Source organism: Citrobacter pasteurii (assembly GCF_019047765.1).
In the GTDB taxonomy this organism is placed as follows: domain Bacteria; phylum Pseudomonadota; class Gammaproteobacteria; order Enterobacterales; family Enterobacteriaceae; genus Citrobacter; species Citrobacter pasteurii.
Genome location: NZ_CP077262.1, coordinates 3,909,393 through 3,933,817, shown reverse-complemented (window position 1 = coordinate 3,933,817; position 24,425 = coordinate 3,909,393). Strand labels below are relative to the sequence as shown.

22 protein-coding genes, 1 tRNA gene and 1 pseudogene are annotated in these 24,425 nt (G+C 48.7%); 14 read left to right on the top strand and 10 right to left on the bottom strand.

The features are described from left to right. Window positions 1-5 precede the first annotated feature (5 nt). Genes I6L54_RS19125 through sfmF form a run of 3 tightly spaced genes read left to right on the top strand, consistent with a single transcriptional unit; the run spans window position 6 to window position 4,168 of the window. Complete coding sequence (locus tag I6L54_RS19125) at window positions 6-2,627, top strand: fimbrial biogenesis usher protein (protein ID WP_040232636.1); 2,622 nt, start codon at window positions 6-8, stop codon at window positions 2,625-2,627. Window positions 2,628-2,631: 4 nt separating this feature from the next. Then, complete coding sequence (gene fimH, locus I6L54_RS19120) at window positions 2,632-3,639, top strand: type 1 fimbria D-mannose specific adhesin FimH (RefSeq protein WP_005122052.1); 1,008 nt, start codon at window positions 2,632-2,634, stop codon at window positions 3,637-3,639. A gap of 10 nt (window positions 3,640-3,649) precedes the next feature. Further along, on the top strand, window positions 3,650-4,168 hold the full coding sequence (gene sfmF / locus I6L54_RS19115; RefSeq protein ID WP_040232634.1) for a fimbria assembly protein: 519 nt from the start codon (window positions 3,650-3,652) through the stop codon (window positions 4,166-4,168). A gap of 50 nt (window positions 4,169-4,218) precedes the next feature. Here the strand turns inward: sfmF and fimZ are convergent, their stop codons facing one another. From fimZ to fimW, 4 genes are all read right to left on the bottom strand, one after another. After that, complete coding sequence (fimZ, locus tag I6L54_RS19110) at window positions 4,219-4,851, bottom strand: fimbria biosynthesis transcriptional regulator FimZ (protein WP_005122050.1); 633 nt, start codon at window positions 4,849-4,851, stop codon at window positions 4,219-4,221. 589 nt (window positions 4,852-5,440) lie between these two features. Then, window positions 5,441-6,163, bottom strand: coding sequence for a fimbria biosynthesis regulator FimY (gene fimY / locus I6L54_RS19105; protein WP_040232631.1), 723 nt, complete (start codon window positions 6,161-6,163; stop codon window positions 5,441-5,443). 23 nt (window positions 6,164-6,186) lie between these two features. Continuing rightward, window positions 6,187-6,915, bottom strand: a complete 729-nt coding sequence (locus tag I6L54_RS19100) for an EAL domain-containing protein (protein ID WP_082031747.1) — start codon at window positions 6,913-6,915, stop codon at window positions 6,187-6,189. A 167-nt stretch (window positions 6,916-7,082) separates the two neighbouring features. Beyond that, on the bottom strand, window positions 7,083-7,676 hold the full coding sequence (gene fimW, locus I6L54_RS19095) for a fimbria biosynthesis transcriptional regulator FimW (RefSeq protein ID WP_040232629.1): 594 nt from the start codon (window positions 7,674-7,676) through the stop codon (window positions 7,083-7,085). Between the two features lie 36 nt (window positions 7,677-7,712). Here fimW and I6L54_RS19090 point away from each other — a divergent pair, with 36 nt between their 5' ends. Both I6L54_RS19090 and I6L54_RS19085 read left to right on the top strand, forming a co-directional pair. Then, the gene (locus tag I6L54_RS19090; RefSeq protein WP_040232627.1) at window positions 7,713-7,892 is read left to right on the top strand and encodes a hypothetical protein; all 180 of its coding nucleotides are present in this window, start codon (window positions 7,713-7,715) and stop codon (window positions 7,890-7,892) included. 39 nt (window positions 7,893-7,931) lie between these two features. After that, a tRNA-Arg gene (locus tag I6L54_RS19085) sits at window positions 7,932-8,008 on the top strand. A gap of 148 nt (window positions 8,009-8,156) precedes the next feature. Here I6L54_RS19085 and uspF read toward each other — a convergent pair. From uspF to cusR, 5 genes are all read right to left on the bottom strand, one after another. Then, window positions 8,157-8,585 (bottom strand): universal stress protein UspF, encoded by a 429-nt coding sequence (uspF, locus tag I6L54_RS19080; RefSeq protein ID WP_005122045.1) that lies wholly within the window; start codon window positions 8,583-8,585, stop codon window positions 8,157-8,159. 144 nt (window positions 8,586-8,729) lie between these two features. Further along, window positions 8,730-9,533 (bottom strand): MBL fold metallo-hydrolase, encoded by an 804-nt coding sequence (locus I6L54_RS19075; protein ID WP_040232626.1) that lies wholly within the window; start codon window positions 9,531-9,533, stop codon window positions 8,730-8,732. 224 nt (window positions 9,534-9,757) lie between these two features. Then, window positions 9,758-10,084 (bottom strand): PcoE/SilE family metal-binding protein, encoded by a 327-nt coding sequence (locus I6L54_RS19070; RefSeq protein WP_040232625.1) that lies wholly within the window; start codon window positions 10,082-10,084, stop codon window positions 9,758-9,760. 143 nt (window positions 10,085-10,227) lie between these two features. After that, window positions 10,228-11,679, bottom strand: a complete 1,452-nt coding sequence (locus I6L54_RS19065) for a Cu(+)/Ag(+) sensor histidine kinase (protein WP_005122042.1) — start codon at window positions 11,677-11,679, stop codon at window positions 10,228-10,230. Continuing rightward, window positions 11,669-12,352 carry a copper response regulator transcription factor CusR gene (gene cusR / locus I6L54_RS19060; protein ID WP_040232623.1) on the bottom strand — a complete coding sequence of 228 codons (684 nt, stop codon included), beginning with the start codon at window positions 12,350-12,352 and terminating at the stop codon, window positions 11,669-11,671. Before cusR ends, I6L54_RS19065 begins: the two co-directional genes overlap by 11 nt. 182 nt (window positions 12,353-12,534) lie before the next feature. On the opposite strand from cusR, the gene I6L54_RS19055 reads away from it, so the two are divergent. The 4 genes from I6L54_RS19055 to I6L54_RS19040 all read left to right on the top strand — a co-directional run bounded on the left by I6L54_RS19055 (window position 12,535) and on the right by I6L54_RS19040 (window position 18,822). Further along, a complete protein-coding gene (locus I6L54_RS19055) occupies window positions 12,535-13,917 on the top strand; it encodes an efflux transporter outer membrane subunit (protein WP_040232622.1) in 1,383 nt (460 codons plus the stop codon). A 32-nt stretch (window positions 13,918-13,949) separates the two neighbouring features. Then, window positions 13,950-14,297: a cation efflux system protein CusF gene (gene cusF / locus I6L54_RS19050; RefSeq protein WP_040232621.1), complete on the top strand. Its 348-nt coding sequence runs from the start codon at window positions 13,950-13,952 to the stop codon at window positions 14,295-14,297. 77 nt (window positions 14,298-14,374) lie between these two features. Beyond that, window positions 14,375-15,667 (top strand): efflux RND transporter periplasmic adaptor subunit, encoded by a 1,293-nt coding sequence (locus I6L54_RS19045; protein WP_040232620.1) that lies wholly within the window; start codon window positions 14,375-14,377, stop codon window positions 15,665-15,667. An 11-nt stretch (window positions 15,668-15,678) separates the two neighbouring features. Further along, window positions 15,679-18,822, top strand: coding sequence for a CusA/CzcA family heavy metal efflux RND transporter (locus I6L54_RS19040; RefSeq protein WP_040232619.1), 3,144 nt, complete (start codon window positions 15,679-15,681; stop codon window positions 18,820-18,822). 40 nt (window positions 18,823-18,862) lie between these two features. On the opposite strand, the gene rclR is transcribed toward I6L54_RS19040, so the two are convergent. Further along, complete coding sequence (gene rclR, locus I6L54_RS19035) at window positions 18,863-19,717, bottom strand: reactive chlorine-specific transcriptional regulator RclR (protein WP_040232617.1); 855 nt, start codon at window positions 19,715-19,717, stop codon at window positions 18,863-18,865. Window positions 19,718-19,953: 236 nt separating this feature from the next. Between rclR and rclA the strand changes: the two genes are divergently transcribed. The 5 genes and pseudogenes from rclA to I6L54_RS19010 all read left to right on the top strand — a co-directional run bounded on the left by rclA (window position 19,954) and on the right by I6L54_RS19010 (window position 24,323). Then, complete coding sequence (gene rclA / locus I6L54_RS19030; RefSeq protein ID WP_040232615.1) at window positions 19,954-21,279, top strand: reactive chlorine resistance oxidoreductase RclA; 1,326 nt, start codon at window positions 19,954-19,956, stop codon at window positions 21,277-21,279. Window positions 21,280-21,329: 50 nt separating this feature from the next. Next, a pseudogene (locus I6L54_RS19025) lies at window positions 21,330-21,479 on the top strand (YdgH/BhsA/McbA-like domain containing protein); the annotation flags it as partial. 675 nt (window positions 21,480-22,154) lie between these two features. Continuing rightward, window positions 22,155-22,850, top strand: coding sequence for a flagellar brake protein (locus I6L54_RS19020; RefSeq protein WP_005122030.1), 696 nt, complete (start codon window positions 22,155-22,157; stop codon window positions 22,848-22,850). A gap of 21 nt (window positions 22,851-22,871) precedes the next feature. Next, the gene (locus I6L54_RS19015; RefSeq protein ID WP_170974302.1) at window positions 22,872-23,453 is read left to right on the top strand and encodes a helix-turn-helix transcriptional regulator; all 582 of its coding nucleotides are present in this window, start codon (window positions 22,872-22,874) and stop codon (window positions 23,451-23,453) included. A gap of 102 nt (window positions 23,454-23,555) precedes the next feature. After that, window positions 23,556-24,323, top strand: coding sequence for an EAL domain-containing protein (locus tag I6L54_RS19010; RefSeq protein WP_040232611.1), 768 nt, complete (start codon window positions 23,556-23,558; stop codon window positions 24,321-24,323). Window positions 24,324-24,425 lie beyond the last annotated feature (102 nt).

Below are 24,425 nucleotides of genomic sequence, written 5' to 3'. Positions count from 1 at the left end.
AAACGATGAATAAGACAACGTATTTTCCTGGCCTGTTACCGGGGGTTACGCCACCGCTGGCGGGGGTGGCGTTGTCCACGCTGGCCGCGCTCTTTCCCTCCTTCAGCCAGGGTGAAAGCTATTTCAATCCGGCGTTTTTATCTGCCGATACCGCTACTGTGGCGGATTTGTCTCGTTTCGAAAAAGGGAATCACCAGCCTGAAGGCGTTTATCGTGTGGATATTTGGCGCAATGATGAGTTTGTGGCTACCCAGGATATTCGTTTCGCCACCAGTGCGGGGAAAGCCGGAGAAAAATCCGGCGGGCTGATGCCGTGCTTTGATCTCGACTGGGTTAAACGCCTTGGCGTCAATATCACTGCGTTTCCGGCACTCAGTCAGGATGCGAACAATACCTGTATTAATTTGCCAGAGGCGATTCCTGGTAGCGAAATTGCCTTCGATTTTTCTACACTGCGTTTAAATGTCAGCCTGCCGCAAGCCTCAATGTTGAACAGTGCGCGTGGCTATATTCCGCCAGAGGAGTGGGATGAAGGTATTCCGGCGGCGCTGGTTAACTACAGCTTTACCGGCAGTCGCGGCAGCGATACCGACAGCTATTTCTTAAGCATGTTAAGCGGCCTGAACTATGGCCCATGGCGGCTGAGGAATAACGGTGCATGGAACTACTCGAAAGGTGAGGGCTACCATTCGCAAAGCTGGAAAAATATTGGCACATGGCTTCAGCGTGCGGTTATTCCGCTGAAGGGTGAGCTGGTGATGGGGGACAGCAACACCGGCAACGACGTTTTTGACAGCATCGGTTTTCGTGGTGCTCGTCTCTATTCGTCCGACAGCATGTATCCTGACAGCTTACAGGGCTACGCGCCAACCGTCCGTGGGATTGCGCGTACCGCAGCGAAACTGACTATTCGCCAGAATGGCTACGTGATTTATCAAAGCTATGTTTCGCCAGGCGCTTTTTCGATAACCGATCTCAACCCCACTTCGTCGAGTGGTGACCTGGACGTAATGGTTGATGAGAAGGACGGCAGTCAACAGCGCTATACGGTGCCGTATTCCACGGTACCTCTGCTCCAGCGTGAAGGACGTTTCAAATATGACGTTGTCGCCGGGGATTTTCGTAGCGGTAATAGCCAGCAGTCTTCGCCATTCTTTTTCCAGGGAACGTTAATCGCCGGGCTACCAGAAGGTTACACCGCGTATGGCGGCACGCAGTTAGCTTCACGCTACACCGCACTGGTGTTAGGTACCGGGCGCAACCTGGGTGACTGGGGAGCCGTCTCTGTCGATTTAACGCATGCCCGCAGCCAACTGGCGGATGACAGTACGCATCAGGGGCAATCGCTGCGTTTTCTGTATGCAAAATCACTGAACAACTTCGGTACCAACTTCCAGTTGTTGGGGTATCGCTATTCGACGCGTGGGTTTTATACCCTCGATGATGTGGCGTATCGCAGTATGGAAGGTTACGAGTACGAATATGACAGCGAAGGGAATCGCCACGATGTTCCACAGGTGAAGAGCTACCACAATCTGAGCTACAGCAAAAAGGGCCGTTTTCAGATCAACATTTCGCAGAACCTTGGCGATTACGGGTCACTGTATGTTTCGGGTAGCCAGCAAACGTACTGGAACACCTCAGATACCAATACCTGGTACCAGCTGGGGTATGCCAGCGGTTGGCAGGGGATTAGCTATTCACTCTCCTGGTCATGGAATGAATCGGTCGGGATCTCTGATACCGACCGCATCCTGGCCTTCAATGTGTCCGTACCGTTCAGTCTGCTGACCGGGCGGCGCTACTCGCGTGATAACGCACTCGATCGCACCTACGCCACTTTCAATGCGAACCGTAACAGCAATGGACAAAACAGCTGGCAAAGCGGTATTGGCGGCACGCTGTTAGATGGACGCAATCTCAGCTACAGCGTTAATCAGGGACACAGCAGCTCCAACGGGTATAGCGGGAGCGCCAACGCGAACTGGCAGGCGGCCTATGGCACGCTGGGCGTGGGTTACAACTATGACCGTGACCAGCATGACTATAACTGGCAACTCTCCGGTGGCGTCATCGGACATGCGGACGGCATTACGCTCAGCCAACCACTGGGCGACACCAACGTACTGATAAAAGCACCAGGAGCCCAGGGGGTGCGGATAGAAAACCAGACCGGCGTGCAGACCGACTGGCGTGGCTACGCGGTCATGCCGTATGCCACCGTTTATCGCTACAACCGCGTCGCGCTGGATACCAATTCAATGAATAACAACACCGATGTGGAAAATAACGTTAGCAGCGTCGTGCCCACGCAGGGGGCACTGGTACGTGCGGCGTTTGATACACGCATTGGCGTGCGGGCGCTTATCACGGTTAACCGGGATGGAAAACCAGTGCCATTTGGGTCGGTGGTTCGCGAAACCACGAGCGGCGTCACCAGCATGGTCGGTGAGGATGGACAAATTTATCTGAGTGGTCTGCCGCTCAAAGGCAACTTGTTGATCCAATGGGGTGAAGGCGCAAACGCACGCTGTGAAGCGCACTACACCTTGCCTGAAGAGAGCCTGAAACAGGCTGTAACGCTCACCAACGTGACGTGCCAACGACCGTCGGCACGACAGGGATAATATGATGAAACGACAAACAGGTTTGCTACTGGGAAGCGCTTTACTGCTTATAGCTAATACGTCATGGGCGACGGTCTGCCATAACTCGAACGGAACGCCAACGGATGTTTATTACGATCTGTCGAATGTTTTTAACAGCAGCAATAACCAACCGGGCCAGGTAGTGACATTGCCTGAAAAGTCAGGCTGGGTTGGGGTGAATGCAACCTGCCCGGCAGGGACGACGGTGAATTACACCTACCGAAGTTATGTGACCGAACTCCCCGTGCAAAGTACGGAAAATAACTTTCAGTATCTGAAACTCAATGATTACCTGTTGGGGGCCATGAGTATTACCGATAGCTACGCGGGGTTGTTTTATCCTCCACGTAATTATATCCGCATGGGGAATCACCCAAACGTTTCCAAACAGCAGCCTTTTGGCGTGATGGATTCGAAGCTGGTGTTTAAATTAAAAGTGATTCGTTCATTTATCAACATGGTGCCGATCCCGCGACAGACGATGTTCAGCGTCTATGTCACTACCAGCACGGGAGATGCGCTGAGTACGCCGGTTTACACCATAAGCTACAGCGGCAAGGTGGAAGTTCCACAAAACTGCGAGGTGAATGCCGGGCAAATCGTGGAGTTTGATTTTGGCGATATTGGTGCCTCGCTGTTCAGCAAGGCGGGAGCCGGTAACCGGCCCGAAGGTATCAATACGCAAACGAAAACGGTCGCCATAAAATGTACAAATGTTGCCGCGCAAGCTTATCTGACCATGCGGGTCGAGGCCGAAAAAGCGTCCGGGCAAATGATGATATCGGACAACCCGGATTTAGGTTTTATCGTGGCCGACAGCAGCGGTAAACCGCTGACACCCAACAATCTGTCCAGCACCATTCCCTTTCAGTTGGATGATAACGCTGCCGCGCGGGTTGGCATTAGAGCATGGCCAGTCAGCGTGACGGGCAATAAACCAGCGGAAGGGCCTTTCACCGCCCGTGGCTATCTGCGAGTTGATTATGAATAAGCAGAGAACAATGAGACGTCGTGCACTTTTCGTATTGATATCCGCAGTGTCAGCCAGTTCACTATGCCAGGCGGATAGCTCGCTGGGTGAGATTAATATTGAACTGCACGGTAATATCGTGGACTTCACCTGTGCGGTTATTGCCAGTGACAATAATAAGTTGGTTGAACTAGGCACCTGGCCGACAAAACAATTAAAGACCACCGGGGATACGACCCAACCGGTTCCCTTTACGTTGAAACTTGAAGGCTGCCCGCCGGGGTCGGCCTCGATAACCTTTTCCGGCACGCTGGCAGCGGGTACCACGTTGTTGGCGCTGGACGATGCCGTGATGGCACAAAAGGTCGCGATTGAATTGCACGATAGCGACCGTACGCGATTACCGCTTGAACAAGCCAGCCAGGCAGTAAACATTGATGAAAATGGCAATGCTATGCTGACTTTTTTTGCCAACTATATTGCGCTGGCAGATGGCGTTCAACCGGGGATCGCGAAAGCAGATGCTACGTTTATGATTAACTACAATTGACATCATGCGCTGATAACGCACTCCCGAACGACGCCTCGCCGGGAGTGCGATCACATTAATTCATGCATCTTTGCATAATCGATTAGCTCAACAATGGTATGTAGTCCGAGCTTGGAATAGATGTTAGCTTTGTGAGCACTGATTGTTTTATTACTCAATAAAAGTTGCTCAGCAATTTCTTTATTAGATAACCCATTCGCCAGATAACGTAAAACTGTAACCTCGCGATTCGATAACGGCATGTCATTCAGCACACCTTTACGTATATTAATATTATTAATAAAGTTAAGCGTGTCTGAAGGGAAAAATGAATATCCTGATAAAATCATTTTCACCGCGTTATAGATATCATTGAGATCCTTTCGTTTGCTGACGAAGCCATTGGCACCGGCACGGATCGCCCGTCCGGCATAAAATGATTCAGACTTTGAGGATAGAAACAGCACCCGGGTTTTTTCCTGCAGAGATTTTATTCTCTTGAGTAATGTAAACCCATCGGAGCCAGGTAGTTCAATATCCAGAATGACCAGATCGACTGGATAGGTACGTAGATGATCTATTGCTGCGCGGCTGTCATCGGTTTCCAGAACAACCTGAATATTACTATTCTTTTCGAGCAGTACTTCGATCGACATTCTGACAATAGGGTGTTCGTCCATAATGATAACGGATGCTGGTTTCATTGTTGTATGCCTCAAACTGTTTGTGTATCTTGCGATTTTGATAAAACATCAGGCGTTATAATATTGTCAAATAGCCAAGGATTGCTCTGGAAGAAGAACCGAATAAATATTATGTCATCCTTGTTTATTCGGTTGTTCTACGTCAGAACAATGAGTTTGTGGAATATCCATTTCACACCAGGGAAAACTTACAATTAATCAGAAAACAGTGAGGATTATACCTGCTCTGCACTTTCGGAAAAGGCTTACAGCACGTAAGTTCATAATGTCTGTTAGGATATCCTGAAAGATCAGGGCATGGTAATGGCTATTGATATTAATCTCCTGCTGTTTGAATTATGGCAGATTGAAAAATTTTTTTAAATAGTAAAAACGACACAATGGGCTAATTGTTTAGGTTTTGTTAAGGCGGCGAGGCAATTCTTTTTTGTCGAGATGTACTGAATCTGTCAGCTAAAGCAGGATACCTGCGCGACATATAATACCAGGAATAGTTGTAAATATTAAATGTTTGTAAAAATCACATTCGTTTTCTCAGTTGAAAATAAGTAATTTCCTATAAATTCTTATATCACAGAGGGTTAGTGTGTTAAATTAAATGGGGATAGGTAACGCTGAGGCGATGTATCAGATGCAAAAAACGCTGACGATGTGGCAACCCCAGCTGCGTGATCAGCTGGTTCAGGCGATAGATAACGCGGTGATAGGGTTGAGCCTGCAGCAGAGCAATCTTCTTTAATGATTTACCTTGTGACAGTAATGAGATCATCTCCCAGTCAGCCTGATTTATGTGCCCGGAGTGAATATGATCCGGCACCATAGATAATAAAGCATGGCGCATCTCCGGGAGGCGCTGACGGCGCGGCAGGATATAGAATGGCCCAGCCATCGCAATAAAGCGCCTGAGCGCTTCGTGGCGACTGGGAAGTAATATGAAAATTTGAATATTATCCTGTTCTTTAATGAGTCGGCGAAGATATTCCAGAACATCGAAATATGAGCTTGATGCGCCATCCATATCAACCACTAACTGACTCGCTTCAGACTCTTTCAACAGTGGCAGAGCCGATTCAATCGTCTGGAAGATGGCCGTGTGTGTACCAGAAAATAAATAGCGATTTAACGTATAGCCGAGATAGTTGTCTGTTGTGATAATCGCTTGAGATATTGTGTCGCCCGGTAATGTGTAATCAAGTTTTTGAGCCAGATACTCAATTCTGTCAAATTCCTGGGGGGCACAGTGATCATATTGCCAGGTACAGTGGGCGTTTCGTAAACGGCGATGCCGTTCCCGGCGTTTTACACTGCGCATCCTTTCTTTTTCCCTGTTCGTATCTATTGCGCCTGCCCTGGATAAATGGCTGGCCACAAATACCCCTGACCCAAATTTGCGCCAGCGCGCAGGGCAATTTCCTGCTGTTTTTGCGTTTCAATTCCTTCAACTACCACCAGGCTGGCGATTGCGCGCCCCATCTGAATAACCTGGCGGAGTTTTTCTGGCACATGGCTGAGAGTCCAGAACGTATTTTTATCTAACTTTACCCCTGACAAATGCCAGTTGGCTGCGGTAAATGTGCCAAGCAGTTCCTCATTGACGTCATCCAGCCATATTGGGATACCATGGTCTTCAAGGTGTTGAATTACGTCGTAGACGATCGCCCGCTGGGGGGTACTTAAAGAATAAAACGTATTTGGATCTTGTATTTCGATAATCAAGCTGGACGGAGAGGGCGTAATCAGGGAATGGAATAGCGGCCAACTCAGAAAGGCTTGCATCGGTAAATTCAGTGAGTAGCGCAGCCCCTGTTGGTAGCACTTAATTTTGTCAATTTGCTGATAAAACAGATGCTGTCGATGCTGAACCGACAGTTGGTGAAAATATTTTTCACTGTTTATATTTGCGGGAAGATGTGTGAGGACCTCACAACCGTATCTCAACGCGGTAGACAAATCGACAATCGGCTCGAATTTAAGTGCGAATTGCAGGGGTTCTGCATCGCTGTTTTTGACGGTAAAGGCAGAGTACTCAGATTTATCATTCCATAATAACAGGCTCGGTGCCACGATATCCCCCCTGGCGTCAGAGCAAATATTACCGAGTGTGTCTATTTGTTTCCCCGGAAATAATATACATAGGGTATTCTGGCAGTATGCGGTTAGGTACAGTAGGTGCCGATACTTAATTGATGATGAGACATTTCTCAATAAAATGCCCGACAGCAAGACTCACTCTACTGTTGCAGAAAACTCAGGTGTGCCCTGATATACCTTAAAAATTGCTGATCATTTTTCACACCCAGCTTTTTCATAATACGGCGGCGAGTTGCTCTGGCCTGGGTATCGCTGATGGAGAGAAGATGTGCTGTTTCAGCGAGCGTGTTACCGCTGGCAAGTAGCATTAAGAACTGGCGTTCCTCCACCGAAAAGTTGCGGGTGGTACAGTAATGGCAGATGGTTGCAGGCACACTGTGGCGGAGCGCGCGTTTTTGCAGAATCAGGATTAATTTTTGGGTTATCGCTTCAACATTATCTTCGCGATAGATCAGCGGCAGCATATACAGGCACGGGCGAAACATCAGCTTATCTTTATCGTCTCCGTTGCAGATGATAACCCGATGCTGGCGTCTGGTGTGGACGGGAACCTGATAACATCCTGCACTGAGCCAATCGTCATCCAGTGAAATAAAGGCGATGTCTGCGCGATCGATATCTTCGGTAGGTAAAAAGCAGATGTCCTGATGCCACTGATTTGCCAGGCGGGAGATGATGATTTTCAACCCATGTTCGAAATGACTATTTTCTTCCTTGATAGCGATACTTAACATTGACGAGGTCCTGAACAGCAGGGGAGTGGTTGGGGAATGTTAAGCAAAATCATTAATTTTCTAAATACTTGTAACCTTAAATCCCGCATTATGCTGGCTGAGTTGTTACCAGGTGATTTCCTGGAACCCCATGAACGACCAGAAAAAAACAACATTCGTACACTTCGTCAGCAACCGGAACAAAAGGCATTGACTCAGCAGGCGCTGACCGTATAATTCACGCGTTTCATCTGCATGAAGTCATCACTTCTCTATGCGCCCTTAGCTCAGTTGGATAGAGCAACGGCCTTCTAAGCCGTAGGTCGTAGGTTCGAATCCTACAGGGCGTACCATCTCGATAAAATATCCTCCCGGCACAGTTTTATTCCAGTAGGCATAACGCCTACATCAGCGGCTCTGAATTTCACTTTTTCTGCAGCGTTTTGGGGATATAAAAACGGGCGCCTGATCGCTCCCGTTTTCCTGCTTTTCTAACCAATATCACCGCACAACAAGTACGGGGCATTTGGCATGACGTACTACGGCAGCGGCGGTTGACCCCAACAGATAGGTGCTGAAACCCGGTTTATGGGATGCAATGACGATCAATTCGGCGTCCACGGCATCTGCCAGTTTAAGGATCTGATCTTTCGGTGGGCCATAAACCACATGGGTCTGAGTTCTGCCGGCGGGGATATTGAATTGCTTAACAATGTTGTCGAGCTTTTCGGTGGCTTTCGCCTGTATACCACTTCTGTCCGGGAACTCGTTGGAGTAGGCAAGCCCGAGTGATGCGTAGAACGGAACGGTAGGAATGACCGCTAAAAAATGGACCTTAGCGGTTTTTGCATGCGCTTCAACCTGCGGAATAACATGGCGAGTTAAATCGGCTTCAGAGATATCAATGGGCACCAGAATAGAGCGATACATATTCACTACCTCCTGTTTGTTTACCTCTGTCCTGAGTGTAGCGAACTTTATTTTGTATAATAAGCGACCAGATCAAGGTTGTGCGCGCATTTTGATATTCATGAATGTTATGTGATGAAGATACAATAAGCACAATGGTGATTATTATTCGGCCAGCACAATAACATCTCCTGTCGCGGGGGCTTCTTGTCCTGGCAACCACAAACGTCCCCACGCGCCGGTGCAGTGGCAGCCGAGAAGTTTTTCTGGCTGCTGTTGTTTAATAAATCGTCGGGTTTGCCATAACGTATAGGGCGATGCGCAGCGTAAATGGAAGCCACCGACCAGGGCATGAATTTTGCTGATGCCCGTTATTTGCTGGCAGTGAGCGACGATATTGGCAATACCCCGGTGTCCGCAGCCGGTAATGATGACTAATCCACGGTCTGACTTGTAGATCAATACCCCTTCGTCAGTGATGTAGTCCCGTTGGGGAGGATTCTCATTGATGACACCGTAGGCCTGCGGTGCGGATACGGATATTTCTCCTGACCACAGAAAGCGTTCGCTAAGGGGCAAAGGTTCACGGGAGTACGCCATCTGCAGACGAGAGTAATCATTATCGCGCGATAATTTCTTGATTTTACGGGTATATCCTGCAAGCGTGAACGCTGCGTAACGTTCGCAGGCAATGTGTGGATGACAGATGATGCGGCTGTTATCGGGAAGCCACGGGACGCCGCCACAGTGATCATAGTGACCATGTGAGAGCACGACAGCGGTTAACTGAGACAAGTCTACGCCCATCAGTGCGGCATTATGCCTAAAACTGTCATCAGGCCCGGTATCGAATAATATCGTGGTGGTTTCATCCTGAACTAACAGACTTAATCCAGGTTTTGCCCGTAGGGCTTTTTCTGCACCGCTGGCGCGCCTGTTTTCAAGCAACACCGTAAGGGTTAAAGCCATGCCTGACTCCAGCGTTAAAGCGACATACTGTAACGCACGGAATGTAAGAGCGCTGTGATCTCAGCGCTCTTTGGGATGGCTCAATGTTCCCTTTGCTCGCGCTCCTGGCGTTCATGCTCTTTATCACGGTTCTACTGATAAGAATTATTGACATTAACCACGGGAAAGCGCGCAGGCTGTGTTGCTATCCAGGCCCGCGCGCATGTCCGGGTGAAGACGATGGACTATCCTTGCGTTGCTGCCTGTTCGCGATGTTTTTTCGCCTGCAGCTCATGTGAATATGAATGACTGTTATTCATTGACTGATGAACGACCATCGCTTTTTCATGTTCATTCATTTGCGAAAAAGACAGTGCACTAGCCCGCGTGGATTGGCTATTCTGCACCTGTACTTCATGTGTTTGTGCCATTTTCTGATGAGCATGTGCATCGCTATTATTCATCATCTCGTGAGCCACAGTTGCCTGCTGATGCGTTGTGGATGTTTCTGCCGCATTAACGCCAGCTGAGATAAAAAAAGCGATAGCTAAAAAGGAAGATATCTTATTCATCATATTTCTCCTGTGCCGGTTTACAGGAAAATTATAATAATCAGGGGCTGTCAGTGAGGTGACAGGATTATGACGATGATGTCAGAGAATAATAATATTAATATGAGGTTTAATCGATGGCGCATTAGCGCCACCAATAATAATTAAGCGGCATACTTGGGTAATGTCAGAATAAAGCGGGTAGCGCGAGCGTCGGATGTCACGGAGACCTTGCCCTGGTGGGCAGTCACAATCGATTTCACTATCGCCAGGCCAATGCCGCTACCTTCGCCTTTACGCTGTCGTGAGGGGTCGACGCGATAAAACCGGTCAAAGAGTCGTGGCAGATGTTCCGCGGCTATTGGCGTACCGGGATTTTCCACAATAATATGCACGAGATCATCAGCCTCTTTCACTTGCACGGTGACAGACTCGCCTTTTGGCGTATAGCGCATCGCGTTAGAGAGCAGGTTGCTCATTGCCCGGCGTAACATTAACGGGTCGCCAGAAACCCAGCATGCCCGACCTTCAAAGCGCAGGCTGATTTCGCGTTCTTCCGCCCAGGCTTCGAAAAAGTCGAACACTTTACTGACCTCATCCGCAAGATTCAGCGCTGTTTTTTCCGGGATCAACTGATTATTGTCTGCCTGTGCCAGAAACAACATATCACTCACCATCTTCGACATGCGGCCAAACTCCTCGAGATTTGAGTAGAGCACATCTTCCAGCTCTTTCGTGCTGCGGGGATGGCTGAGGGCAATTTCTGTTTGCGTGACCAGGTTGGTGATTGGCGTGCGGATCTCGTGAGCAATATCTGCAGAGAAATTGGACTGACGTTTAAACACATCTTCGATTCGTTCGATCATGTGATTAAATGACTCAACCAGTTGTTCAAGCTCAATCGGCACGGCCTGCGGGTCCAGGCGAACATCGAGATCTTTAGAGGTGATATTTTGGATGCGCCGACTGACATTACGGATCGGTTCATGACCTTTATAGACGGCGAACAGCACGATAAAAACAATCATCATGCTAATTAACGATGCTGTCATGATCAGCTTGTTTTTCAGATCGTTAATGTAGTGCAGATGAAAATCGATCGATAACGCCATAAACAACGTATAGGCCGGTTTTCCGTCTGGCAACTGTCCAATGGGTAAACGAATCATTCGCCAGTTGGAGGACGCGTTTTTCCCGTGCGCATGTTCTGATGTTTGCAGCGTTGGGCCGGAAATTAAAAAGACATTACGGGTATGGGCATTTTTATCCGGCGTTGCCGTGGCGATAAACTGACGAAGATCCGGCGCATTAGGCGAATGAAAAATGGCCCTCTGATTGGCATCTTCCAGAGAAATAATGACGTTAGAATAACCCGAAACTACGTTTTTTAGTGTTTCCAGCCGACGCGATTCCGGTTCGTTCGGGTGGTTAATAATACGCTCCAGCGTCGCGCTGATCTCTTTTAAATCATTGATATCCTGCTCTGCGAAATGGACTTTCACCGAGTGGATCATTATCCATGCGAAAGCGAAAAATGAGGCGATAGTCGCCAGACTGATAAAAAAGGTTAACCGTGTTGCCAGCGAAAAAGGGCGCTGTAATCGTTTAGTGGCCATCCGGCACCTCAAGCATGTACCCCACGCCACGCACGGTCTGAATCAATTTCGGCTCAAAGTCATTATCGATTTTGGCCCGCAGACGCTTCACGGCGACGTCAATCGCATTGGTGTCGCTGTCAAAATTCATATCCCAGACCTGAGAGGCAATCAGCGAACGCGGTAACACTTCTCCCTGATGACGCAGGAAAAATTCAAGCAGCGTAAACTCTTTACTGGTCAGGGTGATGCGTGTGCCGTTGCGGGTGACCTTTCTGCTGACCAGATCGACCATTAAATCCGCGACCTGAAACTGACTTTCGACAATGACCGCGGCTCCCCGTCGCAGCAGCGTTCTGACCCGCGCCAGCAATTCCGCAAAGGCAAACGGTTTAACCAAATAATCATCAGCCCCCAGCTCCAGACCTTTGACCCGATGCTCAATGGTACCCAGTGCGGTGAGCAGCAGAATGGGCATGCCTTTGTTGGCGGTGCGCAGCATCCGCACGATATCCCAGCCGTTTACATCGGGCAGCATGATGTCGAGAATGAGCAGGTCATAATCACCGGTCATTGCCAGGTGATATCCGTTCAGACCGTTGTCCGCCAAATCCACAACAAAACCCGCTTCCGTCAGGCCTTTCGTCAGGTATTCGCCGGTTTTTTTTTCATCTTCGACAATCAAAATCTTCATGACATTCTCCATCACGCACTGGCTGTGCGGATTTTCAATTCTAGAGAAGGCGGATCGGATAGCAATCGGTTATTGGCAAAATGACAGTTTTGTCATTTTCCTGTCACCGGTTAAACAGAGTCATTCAGGTATAAATTCACACATCTTTTATGGTTATCAGTCCGGTCTGGACGAGAAGAACTATGTACAAATTTAAGCTTCTTACCCTCAGCGCTATTTTTGTTCTGGCTGGCTGCTCGTTGGCTCCGGACTATCAGCGTCCGGCATTGCCGGTTCCGCAGCAATTCTCCTTAAGTCAGAACACGCTGGTTTCGGCCCCGATGGGATATCAGGATACGGGCTGGTGTACCTTTTTTGTTGACTCCCAGGTGAAGGCGTTGATTGGTGAGGCGCTGGTCAATAACCGGGATTTACGCATGGCGGTGCTGAAGGTTCAGGAAGCGAAAGCGCAATATGGTGTGACGGATGCCGATCGTTACCCGCAGCTTAACGCCGGTTCCAGCGGTACCTATAGCGGGAAATTAAAAGGTGATAGCAGCACCAATCGGGAATTTGAAGCGGGACTGAATCTCAGTTTCGATCTGGATTTCTTTGGGCGACTGAAAAATATGAGTGAAGCCGATCGGCAGAATTTTTTCGCCAGTGAAGAAGCGCGTCGAATGGTGCATATCTCATTAATTTCTAACGTGGCGCAAAGTTATTTCAACCAACGTCTGGCTTATGCGCAACTGCAAATTGCCGAAGAAACGTTGCAAAACTACCAGCGCTCTTATGCGTTTGTCGAGAAACAGTTGATGACCGGCAGTACGAACGTGCTGGCACTGGAACAGGCTCGCGGCGTGATTGAAAGCACACGCAGCGATATTGCCAAACGTCAAGGCGAACTGGCTCAGGCGAACAATGCACTGCAACTATTGCTGGGGACGTACGGGAAATTACCGGACGACCGCGTGCGCAGTCGCGGTGATATAAAACCCGTGACACTGCCCCCCGCACTCCCATCGCAAATATTATTGCAGCGCCCGGATATTATGGAAGCCGAACATGGATTGCTGGCGGCGAACGCCAATATTGGCGCTGCGCGTGCCGCATTTTTTCCATCGATTACGTTGACCAGCTCAGTATCCAGCAGCAGTGGCGATCTTTCCAGCCTCTTTAATGCGGCCAGCGGCATGTGGAATTTTGTCCCGAAAATAGACATTCCGATCTTTAACGCTGGACGTAATCAGTCAAATCTCGATTTAGCAGAAATCCGCCAGCAGCAATCGGTGGTGAATTACGAGCAGAAAATTCAGAACGCATTTAAAGAAGTTGCGGATGCGCTGGTGTTGCGTCAAAGCCTTGCCGATCAAATTACCGGACAACAGCGTTATCTGGACTCATTACACATCACGCTGCAACGCGCTCGTGCACTCTATCAACATGGTGCGGTTAGTTATATCGAAGTACTGGACGCCGAGCGTTCTTTATTCACTACACAGCAATCGTTGCTTGACCTTAATTATGCCCAACAGGTTAATGAAATTAAGCTGTTTGCTGCCTTAGGCGGTGGCTGGGTTGAATGATCTTTAATCTTAAATTCTCAGGAGTATATTGCATGAAAACTACCGCTAAAGCTGCTTTGTTTACTGTGTTATCTGTAGCCATGTTTAACGCTCAGGCCAATGAACATCAGCATGGCGAGATGATGAATATGGCGCCTGCGGCCCAGCAGGAGCAAGTGATTAGTGCGACAGGCGTGATTGAATCTATTGATATGGATAGCAAAAAAGTCACGATTAAACATGAACCTATTCCCGCAGTGAACTGGCCGGCAATGACGATGCGTTTCACGCTGGTATCTGATACCAGGGCCGATGATATCCAGCCTGGTGATAAAGTTGCATTTACGTTTGTTCAGCAGGGAAATCTCTCTGTCTTACGCGATATTCACATCAGTAAATAACGGATCTCGCTGCTCTCTTTTATTCTTGCCCGGGTTTTCCTGGACACGGGCGAGACTATCGCGCAATGGAAATCACTATGGCGTCTTTAAATATTAAAAATACCGCGCTTATTCTCGGCAGCATGATTGTCGGCGGAATTATTTCTGTCGGTGTGTACACCTATTATTCATCCGCAAAAGTATCGGCCGATACCGGCGCTGCTCCACAAAAAGAAGAGCGTAAAGTTTTATTCTGGTACGACCCCATGTATCCCAACACGCGGTTTGATAAACCGGGTAAATCTCCGTTTATGGATATGGATTTGATCCCGAAATATGCCGATGAAGAGACGGCGAATACATCCGCACCGGGTGTGCGTATTGACCCGACACAGACCCAGAATCTGGGGCTAAAAACCGAACCCGTGCGCCGTGGGCCATTGCAATATGCACAAACTTTCCCGGCGAACGTCAGTTATAACGAATATCAATTTGTCATTGTTCAGGCGCGTTCGGCAGGCTTTATCGAGAAAGTCTATCCGCTGACCGTGGGCGACAAAATTAAGCAGGGCTCGCCGCTTATCGATCTGACAATTCCTGACTGGGTAGAAGCGCAAAGTGAATATTTACTGCTGCGGGAAACGGGCGGCAGCGCGACGCAGGTTGAAGGCATTCTGGAGAGATTACGCCTGGCGGGAATGCCGGAGGCGGACATTCAACGCTTGAAAGCGACGCGGAAAATTCAGACCCGCTTTACCCTCAAGGCTCCTATTGATGGGGTGATTACCGCGTTTGATTTACGTACTGGTATGAACATCTCAAAAGATAATGTGGTCGCGAAAATTCAGGGAATGGATCCGGTATGGGTCAGTGCTTCAGTCCCGGAATCTATCGCCTGGCTGATTAAAGACGCCTCACAATTCACCATTACCGTACCTGCCTGGCCGGGAAAACCCTTCACCATTAGCAAATGGAGTATTTTGCCGAGTGTGGATGCCACGACGCGCACGCTCCAGCTTCGTCTACAGGTTGATAACCCGGATGAGGCCCTTAAGCCGGGAATGAATGCCTATCTGCAACTAAAAACGCAAAGCGAACCGATGCTGCTGATCCCGTCTAAAGCGCTGATTAATACTGGTACCGAACAGCGGGTTATCACCGTCGATAATGAAGGACGATTTGTACCTAAGCAGGTTGCCGTATTTCATGAGTCTCAGGGGTTAACGGCCATCCGCTCTGGTCTGAGCGAAGGTGAAAACGTGGTGTCCAGCGGTCTGTTTCTGATCGATTCCGAAGCGAATATTTCTGGCGCTCTGGATCGTATGCGCACCCAGGAAAATGGGACACACGCTGTACCCGCGATGCCTGCCCAGGCGACCCATTCACACTGAGGACATGATAAATGATTGAATGGATTATTCGCCGCTCGGTGGCAAACCGTTTCCTGGTGATGATGGGGGCGCTGTTTCTCAGCATCTGGGGCACCTGGACCATTGTGAATACGCCGGTTGATGCGCTGCCCGATCTTTCTGATGTGCAGGTGATCATCAAAACCAGTTATCCGGGGCAAGCGCCGCAAATTGTTGAAAATCAGGTGACCTATCCGCTGACCACCACCATGCTGTCGGTGCCGGGAGCGAAAACGGTGCGTGGTTTCTCGCAATTTGGCGACTCTTACGTGTATGTCATTTTTGAAGACGGTACCGATCCTTATTGGGCGCGCTCCCGTGTCCTGGAATATCTCAACCAGGTGCAGGGGAAATTACCCGCAGGCGTCAGTGCTGAAATGGGACCGGATGCGACAGGGGTCGGCTGGATATTTGAATATGCGCTGGTGGATCGCCGCGGCAAACATGATCTTGCCCAATTACGTTCGCTGCAGGACTGGTTCTTAAAATATGAATTGAAAACCATCCCTAACGTAGCGGAAGTTGCCTCGGTGGGCGGGGTGGTCAAAGAGTACCAGGTTGTCATCGATCCGATGAAGCTGACGCAATATAGCATCAGCCTGGGTGAGGTGAAATCGGCGCTGGATGCCTCAAACCAGGAAGCCGGTGGTTCATCTGTCGAAATGGCAGAAGCGGAATATATGGTCCGTGCCAGTGGGTATCTGCAGTCCCTTGATGACTTCAATAATATCGTGCTGAAAACCGGCGCTGATGGTGTTCCGGTCTATCTACGTGATGTTGCCCGCGTACAAATTGGGCCAGAAATGCGCCGCGGGATCGCCGAGCTGAATGGCGAAGGCGAAGTGGCAGGCGGCGTAGTGATCCTGCGTTCCGGTAAAAATGCGCGCGAGGTGATCTCCGCGGTTAAGGCTAAACTTGAAACGCTGAAGAGCAGTCTGCCGGAAGGCGTTGAAGTAGTTACAACATACGATCGCAGTCAACTGATCGATCGCGCGATTGATAACCTGAGCTACAAGCTGCTGGAAGAGTTTATCGTTGTGGCGCTGGTGTGTGCGCTGTTCCTGTGGCATATCCGCTCGGCGCTGGTGGCCATTATTTCTCTGCCGCTGGGACTGTGTATCGCGTTTATCGTGATGCATTTCCAGGGACTGAACGCCAACATTATGTCGCTTGGGGGGATAGCCATCGCGGTCGGCGCGATGGTTGACGCCGCAATCGTTATGATTGAGAACGCGCATAAGCGGCTGGAAGAGTGGGGGCATCAGCATCCGGGTGAAAAGCTGGATAACGATACGCGCTGGAAAGTCATCACCAACGCCTCGGTGGAAGTCGGCCCGGCGCTGTTCATTAGCTTACTGATTATCACGCTATCGTTTATCCCTATCTTCACCCTTGAAGGGCAGGAAGGGCGGTTGTTTGGTCCGCTGGCGTTTACCAAAACCTACGCGATGGCAGGTGCTGCGTTTCTGGCCATTGTGGTGATCCCGATCCTGATGGGATTTTGGATCCGTGGCAAGATCCCGGCGGAAAGCAGCAACCCGCTTAACCGTTTCCTGATTCGTATTTATCATCCGTTATTGTTGAAAGTGCTGCACTGGCCGAAAACGACCTTGCTGGTGGCGGTTCTGTCGATCCTGACCGTCATCTTCCCGCTGAATAAGGTTGGGGGCGAATTTTTACCACAGATTAACGAAGGCGATCTGTTGTATATGCCTTCAACCTTGCCGGGGATTTCCGCAGCGCAGGCGGCAGATATGCTGCAAAAAACCGATAAGCTCATCATGACGGTTCCTGAAGTGGCGCGCGTGTTTGGTAAAACCGGTAAAGCTGAAACGGCGACCGACTCCGCGCCGTTAGAAATGGTGGAAACCACCATCCAATTGAAGCCGCAGGATCAGTGGCGCCCGGGAATGACGATGGACAAAATCATTGAGGAACTGGACAAAACCGTTCGTTTACCGGGGCTGGCGAATCTGTGGGTCCCGCCAATTCGTAACCGTATCGATATGCTCTCTACGGGGATTAAAAGTCCTATCGGCATTAAGGTATCGGGTACCGTGTTGTCGGATATTGACGCCACGGCAGAGCAAATCGAAGAAGTCGCAAGAACGGTGCCTGGCGTGGCGTCCGCACTGGCTGAACGTCTGGTCGGCGGACGTTATCTTAGCGTAGATATTCATCGTGAAAAGGCCGCCCGTTATGGGATGACCGTCGGCGATGTGCAACTGTTTATCACCTCAGCGGTAGGCGGCGCCATGGTAAGTGAAACGGTTGAAGGTATCGCCCGCTACCCGATCAATCTGCGTTATCCACAAAGCTATCGCGATAGCCCGGAAACGCTACGGCATCTGCCGATACTGACGCCAATGAAACAGCAAATCACGCTCGCGGATGTGGCGGATGTGCAGGTGGTTTCGGGGCCGTCGATGTTGAAAACCGAGAATGCGCGGCCAACCAGTTGGATCTACATTGATGCCCGCGATCGTGACATGGTGTCGGTGGTGAACGATCTGAAAAAAGCGATTGCTGAAAACGTCCAGCTAAAACCGGGGACCAGCGTGGCATTCTCCGGGCAGTTTGAGCTGCTTGAGCGCGCCAGCCACAAGCTTAAACTGATGGTGCCGATGACGCTGATGATTATCTTCGTACTACTGTATCTGGCATTCCGTCGTTTTGGCGAAGCACTGTTGATTATCACCAGTGTGCCCTTTGCGCTGGTAGGCGGAATTTGGTTTCTCTACTGGATGGGATTCCATATGTCGGTCGCGACCGGGACCGGATTCATCGCACTGGCAGGCGTGGCTGCCGAATTTGGTGTGGTGATGCTGATGTACCTGCGCCACGCCATTGAAGCTGAGCCTGCGCTGGAAAATCCGCAAACCTTTACCGTGGATAAACTGGATGAGGCGTTGTACCACGGAGCGGTACTGCGTGTGCGTCCTAAAGCAATGACTGTCGCGGTCATCATTGCGGGTCTGCTGCCGATTTTATGGGGAACGGGAGCCGGGTCTGAAGTCATGAGCCGTATCGCTGCACCGATGATTGGCGGCATGATCACGGCACCTTTGCTGTCACTGTTTATCATTCCGGCAGCGTATAAGCTGATGTGGCTGCACAGGCATCGCACCCAGAAATAGCCCCCGATAGCGCTCGCCTTCAATCCTTTGACGGTGGGCGCTATGATTCCAGCGCTTTCACCCGTTTACGGTACTCGCCAGGCGTGCAGCCGAATTCACGCAGAAAAACTTTGTGAAAAGATGACTCGCTGGCATATCCCACCGATTCGGCAATCACGACCAATGGCTGGGCGCCGCGCGACAGCATCTGGGCGGCGAATTGCAGACGCAATGTGGTGAGTACGGCGAGCGGCGTGGAGTTTGAAACCTCGCGAAACAGTTGGGCAAAACTGGCCCGGGACATATGCGCGCGCTGCGCCAGTTCTTCAACACTCCAGGGATGTGCGGGTGATTCCAGCATCTGGAACACCACCGCTCCCAGTCGGGGATGTAATAGCAGATTCAGCACATTTTTGGCAGGGGGGGCCTGAGATAACCATTCGCGAACGGCAAGCGTGAACAGCGTGGCGCATTGCTGGCTGCACACAACGTTGGAACCGGGCAGCATGCTTAATGATTCCTGCTGCATCAGCCCAATCATCGCCTTAAGCCAGTGGTAAACGGGGCTATTTTCGCCAGGTGCCAGCAGCAAAACTTCCGGCAACGCGGTTAAAAAATAGCGGGAGGATGTCTGTAGTTGCAGACTTCCGCAGACAATATGCGTTTGCTCTTCACCTGACTGGCACAACCGATGCGCGGAGTTTTGCGGCAAGATGACTACCGTACCAGGACGCAGTGTATAAGTGTTGCCGTCAGGCATCTCCAGTAAAGCGCTACCTAGGGTTACCGTATGCCAGCGGATCACGGATAACTTACCAGCTGCATGAGGGAGTTGCCAGTCTCTGCTCAATAAGCAGTTTTGATCAATAGAACCCTGCGGATCGTTAAGCATTAGCAAGCGGCTAAGTGCATCCATAAAGACTCCTGAACAATTTTTGTTGTTGTTGATAGCACCGTAATTATCATCATATTTTTGCATTAAATTAATACCATCAAATAGTTAATTTGCATTTCGTTTTGCATATCTTTAGTTTTTATTATTTGGGATTAGACGATTGAACAGAAAATTGCGCGTTATGGATATGCTGACCTGACAGGGCACTGCCTATAATCCAGAGTAACAAATGAACAATGACTTTGCGGAGAGGCAGCATGAAACAATATCAGGCGATCATTATTGGATTTGGCAAAGCAGGTAAGACGCTGGCGGCTACGCTGGCAAAGACGGGCTGGCGGGTAGCGATTATTGAGCAATCCAACACCATGTATGGCGGAACATGCATTAATATCGGCTGTATTCCAACCAAAACCCTGGTACATGATGCTGAGCTGCAGCATGACTTTGCGGCTGCGATGCAACGTAAGACTTCCGTGGTCAGCTTTCTGCGCGATAAAAACTTCCATAATCTGGCCGATCTGGAAAATGTGGATGTGATTGAAGGGCGTGCTGAATTTGTCGACAACTATACCGTGCGGGTAATGCAGTCGACAGGGACGCTTGAGCTAAGCGGTGAGAAGATTTTTATTAATACCGGTGCACAGTCGACGATTCCGGATATTGCGGGATTATCCAGTACGCCAGGCGTCTTTGACAGCACCGGGTTGCTGAATTTGACCCAACGCCCACAGCGCCTGGGTATCCTGGGGGGGGGCTATATCGGCGTTGAGTTCGCGTCGATGTTTGCCAACTTCGGCAGTCAGGTCACTATTTTTGAGGCTGCACCGCTGTTTTTGCCCCGTGAGGACCGGGATATCGCCGATGCGATCGCTGATATTTTACGCGATAAAGGCGTCAAACTGATCCTCAATGCTAAGGTGCAGTCGGTTTCGTCTCATGATGGCGCGGTGCAGCTACAGATGCCGGAAGGGGAACCGGTGGTTGATGCACTGCTGGTGGCATCAGGCCGCAAGCCGGCGACGGAACAGCTGCAACTGAAAAAAGCCGGTGTCGATGTGAACGATCGTGGCGGCATTATTGTGAATAAATATTTGCGGACGTCGGCGGATAACATCTGGGCTATGGGAGATGTAACAGGGGGGCTGCAATTTACCTATATCTCACTGGACGACTTCCGTATTGTGCGTGATGGCCTGTTAGGCGAAGGGCTAAGAAACACCGGCGATCGGCAAAATGTGCCATATTCCGTCTTTATGACACCGCCACTTTCCCGCGTGGGGATGACTGAAGAGCAGGCTCGTGCCAGCGGTGCGGCGGTACAGGTGGTGACGCTTCCCGTCGCTGCGATTCCACGGGCGCGAGTCATGGATGATACGCGTGGTGTACTTAAAGCTGTGGTGGACACGGATACGCAGCAGATATTAGGTGTCTCACTGCTGTGTGTGGATTCGCATGAGATGATTAATATCATTAAAACTGTGATGGATGCCGGGTTACCTTATACCGTGTTGCGTGACCAAATATTTACCCATCCAAGTATGAGTGAGTCATTAAACGATCTTTTTTCTCTCGTTCAATAATAAATATAGAGTCTGCATCTTTGCCCCACCTGTGTGGGGGTTTTTTGGCCCACGTCAGTGTATCTGCTGTTTCAGCAGCACCTTCTGTTGTCGAAGAGGCCATTGCTAAACTGGCGCAAGAAAAGCAGGCATCATCATGGAAAATTACCTCGATGAGAATTGATAGCAGTACTTATGCCACTGTAATTTTGTACAAGTAGGATTGCCGTCATGGAAAAATATCTTCGTTTACTGGGGCAGTGATGATAATTGCCGATTCTGCCCGAGCAATCGTTAAACAACGGTATTGAATTTTTAACGCTGTACCCTCTGTAAGAGAGTTTGCCACTCTAATTTAATTCGGTATTTACCGGGGCCAACATCATGCTGGTCTTTTTATTACTTAAGTTAAATTACGATTAATATACCTGAATGATACATTCATCCCTGTGAAATGAGGCGTCATTGTATTGGTATTAGTTGGCTAATGACCACCTGCTGGATATCGTGCCTATAGGTTCAGCAACCCCCTGTCCACGCTCTGTATTGTCAACCTATTATTTTTACAGCATTTTTTCTATTTTATTTCTATGCGATTATTGCTATTTATTATCTCAAAATCGAATTTTTAAAAGTGTTGTTATTCACTTTTGTTATAATCATTGCGTAGGTTTGCATGGTTTTAGGCATGGCTTAAGCTAAAATTAATTCTGATTAAATGTTTTTACGTATCAATAAATGATGAAAGATAGTTAAAAACTTAAGTTTTAATCAACTGTTCGACATGGAATCCACTATGGTAATTAGGCGCCAGGGGTGGATGCTGATCTCGCGTTTTTGTCTGTCATCAGACCGGGGCCGAGACATATCTTAAATATGGAAATAAGGGTTTTAGAATGAACTTTGGATTAGCAAAGGACAACAAGTTTGAGATCATCGCTATCCTTCGTGAAGAACTGCATAAGAAGACGAAGCTGGAAGTTTTATGTGAAAACACCAGCGTCATCACGCAGTTAGAAAGGATCGATTTTGAACGCTTTGTAGTCACCGGTCATGAAGACATCATTCCTGAAAAGATCCAATACTTTATCCTGCATAGTGACAGCGGGATTATAAAATTTAGCGCCAGATTTGAAGCAACCTCATCAACAGGTGCTGAGGCAGGATTATCCTACCTCATCCCGGATATGATTTTCTTTGCCCAACAGCGACAGAATCAGCGGTTTTCTTTTCTGAAGGGGTTCGATTTTTTCTGTTTTGGTCGTTACAAAAACGGAGAGAACTACTCACTTAAGATTAAAAACATCTCTCAAGGTGGCTGTGCGTTAATCGCTAAAGATGTTAATGCCCGTTTTCTTTACAAGGATGCAGTGATTAAAAATGCTGCTCTGGATTTTGATACGTTCGGCAGTTTTCAGCTTGATCTAAAAGTCATTGATGTCGTCGCGATCAACGAATTTGATGAGGATAATCAATTGTATGCCTGTCATCAGGTTTCTTGCGAGTTCGATTTTAAGAACCGTCGTGAAGAGGCTGAAGTTGAGAAAACCATTATTAAATTTTTAATGAGTAATAAAATTAGAAGCTTATAAGGAGCGGTGAACAGGATGTTGATGTGTGGCAGTGATAATTTTGTAGGCAACGGTATGTTTGCCTACCTGACAAGCAAACATGTGCCGATAAAAACATTCCAGTTTGAGGATATGTTGCAGCAGCCGTCATTATGCCAGCATCAGACAATGGTTTTTAATATCATTAACAATGAACAGCCTTGTTCCGCCATTGTGCAGTTTTTGAATAAAAACCGGTTCAAGTTTTATAATAGCGTCGTCGTTATCGTTGCTGATAGTTTGGTGGCGAAATTATGTGTTGAATTATTATACGTTGAAAAAACCATAGTATTGACTGAGAAATCCTCATTGCGTGATTTTGCTCAGTTGGCTACGTTGTCAGTCGGGAAATGGAATCCCCGACTGTATCGTTCGCAGAAAAGATTGACGGAAAGAGAGCAACAAATCCTCAATCTATTGGTAAGTGGTTATTCTGCCAAGGAAATCTCTGAATTGGTTAGCCTGAACTATAAGACTATTCAGGCGCATAAGATGAGAGTTGTCGCCAAGCTGGGACTGACCAATACCTCTGATCTGAATAAACTGATTGTCAGATTTACCCACAGCATGTCTTTTTTACCCTAACCTGGCTATTCTTTTCTGATGTAACGCACTTAACAGCACGTACAACTCGGGAGTGATTTTGACTGGTTTTTAATTTATATGATTTGTAGAGGGAGAGGGGGAATGTTTAATTCCGATGAGGTGCTCACCGCGCTTGAAAAGGCATTGAATACCAGTCAGCTTTATATGGTTTATCAGCCTATTTTTAATTTACATACCGAGTGTATTAGCGGGTTTGAAGCATTAATGCGGTGGAACAGCCCTCAGATGGGTATGATTTCTCCTGATGTATTTATTACGTTACTGGAAGACAGAGGCAATATATTTTCAATTGAAGATATGGTTGCCAGTCCGCCGTGGAATGTTGCGAGTACCTGGTCCGAACCTCTTGTATTATCAGTAAATATTTCTGCGCTTGAATTCTGCGATCCTCTTTTACCTCAACGAATCAGACAAAACCTGGCCGCTTCCGGCCTTCCGGTTCATCGATGCCAGATTGAAATAACGGAAACATCGCCGCTGTGTGACAGCCAAATAGCGGCGAAAAATATGACGGAACTGAAGGCAATAGGAGTCAAGTTAGCGCTTGATGATTTTGGTACCGGGCACGCTAATCTTAATTATCTGTTGAAATACCCTTTTGATACCTTAAAAATTGATAAAGAGTTTGTCACCGAAATAGAGCCCGACACTAAATCGACAAGGATTATTGAGGGCATCATTTCTTTAGCGCACAATTTTGGCATTGAAGTCCTGGCCGAAGGGGTCGAAACCCAGTCTCAACTTGATCGCCTGACGCAGATTGGCTGTGACAAAATTCAAGGCTTCTTCATTTCTCCCCCGGTGTTGGCAGAACAGATTCCTTCACTCTTAGCGCAATATAACCGTTAATCTCATCCCTCTTTGTTGTTCCCCTGATCGTTGATTCTTCCGCGTTACCGGGTGGTGTCGCCTGTGCCTTATCCGGCCTACAGGAACGAACACAAGTCCGTA

Coding starts and splice junctions, on each gene's coding strand:
- I6L54_RS19070 (WP_040232625.1), bottom strand. CDS start 10,084: ATGAATAAGATATCTTCCTTTTTAGCTATCGCTTTTTTTATCTCAGCT.
- fimY (WP_040232631.1), bottom strand. CDS start 6,163: ATGCGCAGTGTAAAACGCCGGGAACGGCATCGCCGTTTACGAAACGCC.
- fimW (WP_040232629.1), bottom strand. CDS start 7,676: ATGTTAAGTATCGCTATCAAGGAAGAAAATAGTCATTTCGAACATGGG.
- rclA (WP_040232615.1), top strand. CDS start 19,954: ATGAAACAATATCAGGCGATCATTATTGGATTTGGCAAAGCAGGTAAG.
- sfmF (WP_040232634.1), top strand. CDS start 3,650: ATGAGACGTCGTGCACTTTTCGTATTGATATCCGCAGTGTCAGCCAGT.
- I6L54_RS19075 (WP_040232626.1), bottom strand. CDS start 9,533: ATGGCTTTAACCCTTACGGTGTTGCTTGAAAACAGGCGCGCCAGCGGT.
- cusF (WP_040232621.1), top strand. CDS start 13,950: ATGAAAACTACCGCTAAAGCTGCTTTGTTTACTGTGTTATCTGTAGCC.
- I6L54_RS19020 (WP_005122030.1), top strand. CDS start 22,155: ATGAACTTTGGATTAGCAAAGGACAACAAGTTTGAGATCATCGCTATC.
- fimZ (WP_005122050.1), bottom strand. CDS start 4,851: ATGAAACCAGCATCCGTTATCATTATGGACGAACACCCTATTGTCAGA.
- I6L54_RS19010 (WP_040232611.1), top strand. CDS start 23,556: ATGTTTAATTCCGATGAGGTGCTCACCGCGCTTGAAAAGGCATTGAAT.
- rclR (WP_040232617.1), bottom strand. CDS start 19,717: ATGGATGCACTTAGCCGCTTGCTAATGCTTAACGATCCGCAGGGTTCT.
- I6L54_RS19040 (WP_040232619.1), top strand. CDS start 15,679: ATGATTGAATGGATTATTCGCCGCTCGGTGGCAAACCGTTTCCTGGTG.
- uspF (WP_005122045.1), bottom strand. CDS start 8,585: ATGTATCGCTCTATTCTGGTGCCCATTGATATCTCTGAAGCCGATTTA.
- I6L54_RS19090 (WP_040232627.1), top strand. CDS start 7,713: ATGTTAAGCAAAATCATTAATTTTCTAAATACTTGTAACCTTAAATCC.
- I6L54_RS19065 (WP_005122042.1), bottom strand. CDS start 11,679: ATGGCCACTAAACGATTACAGCGCCCTTTTTCGCTGGCAACACGGTTA.
- I6L54_RS19125 (WP_040232636.1), top strand. CDS start 6: ATGAATAAGACAACGTATTTTCCTGGCCTGTTACCGGGGGTTACGCCA.
- fimH (WP_005122052.1), top strand. CDS start 2,632: ATGAAACGACAAACAGGTTTGCTACTGGGAAGCGCTTTACTGCTTATA.
- I6L54_RS19015 (WP_170974302.1), top strand. CDS start 22,872: ATGTGTGGCAGTGATAATTTTGTAGGCAACGGTATGTTTGCCTACCTG.
- I6L54_RS19055 (WP_040232622.1), top strand. CDS start 12,535: ATGTACAAATTTAAGCTTCTTACCCTCAGCGCTATTTTTGTTCTGGCT.
- cusR (WP_040232623.1), bottom strand. CDS start 12,352: ATGAAGATTTTGATTGTCGAAGATGAAAAAAAAACCGGCGAATACCTG.
- I6L54_RS19045 (WP_040232620.1), top strand. CDS start 14,375: ATGGCGTCTTTAAATATTAAAAATACCGCGCTTATTCTCGGCAGCATG.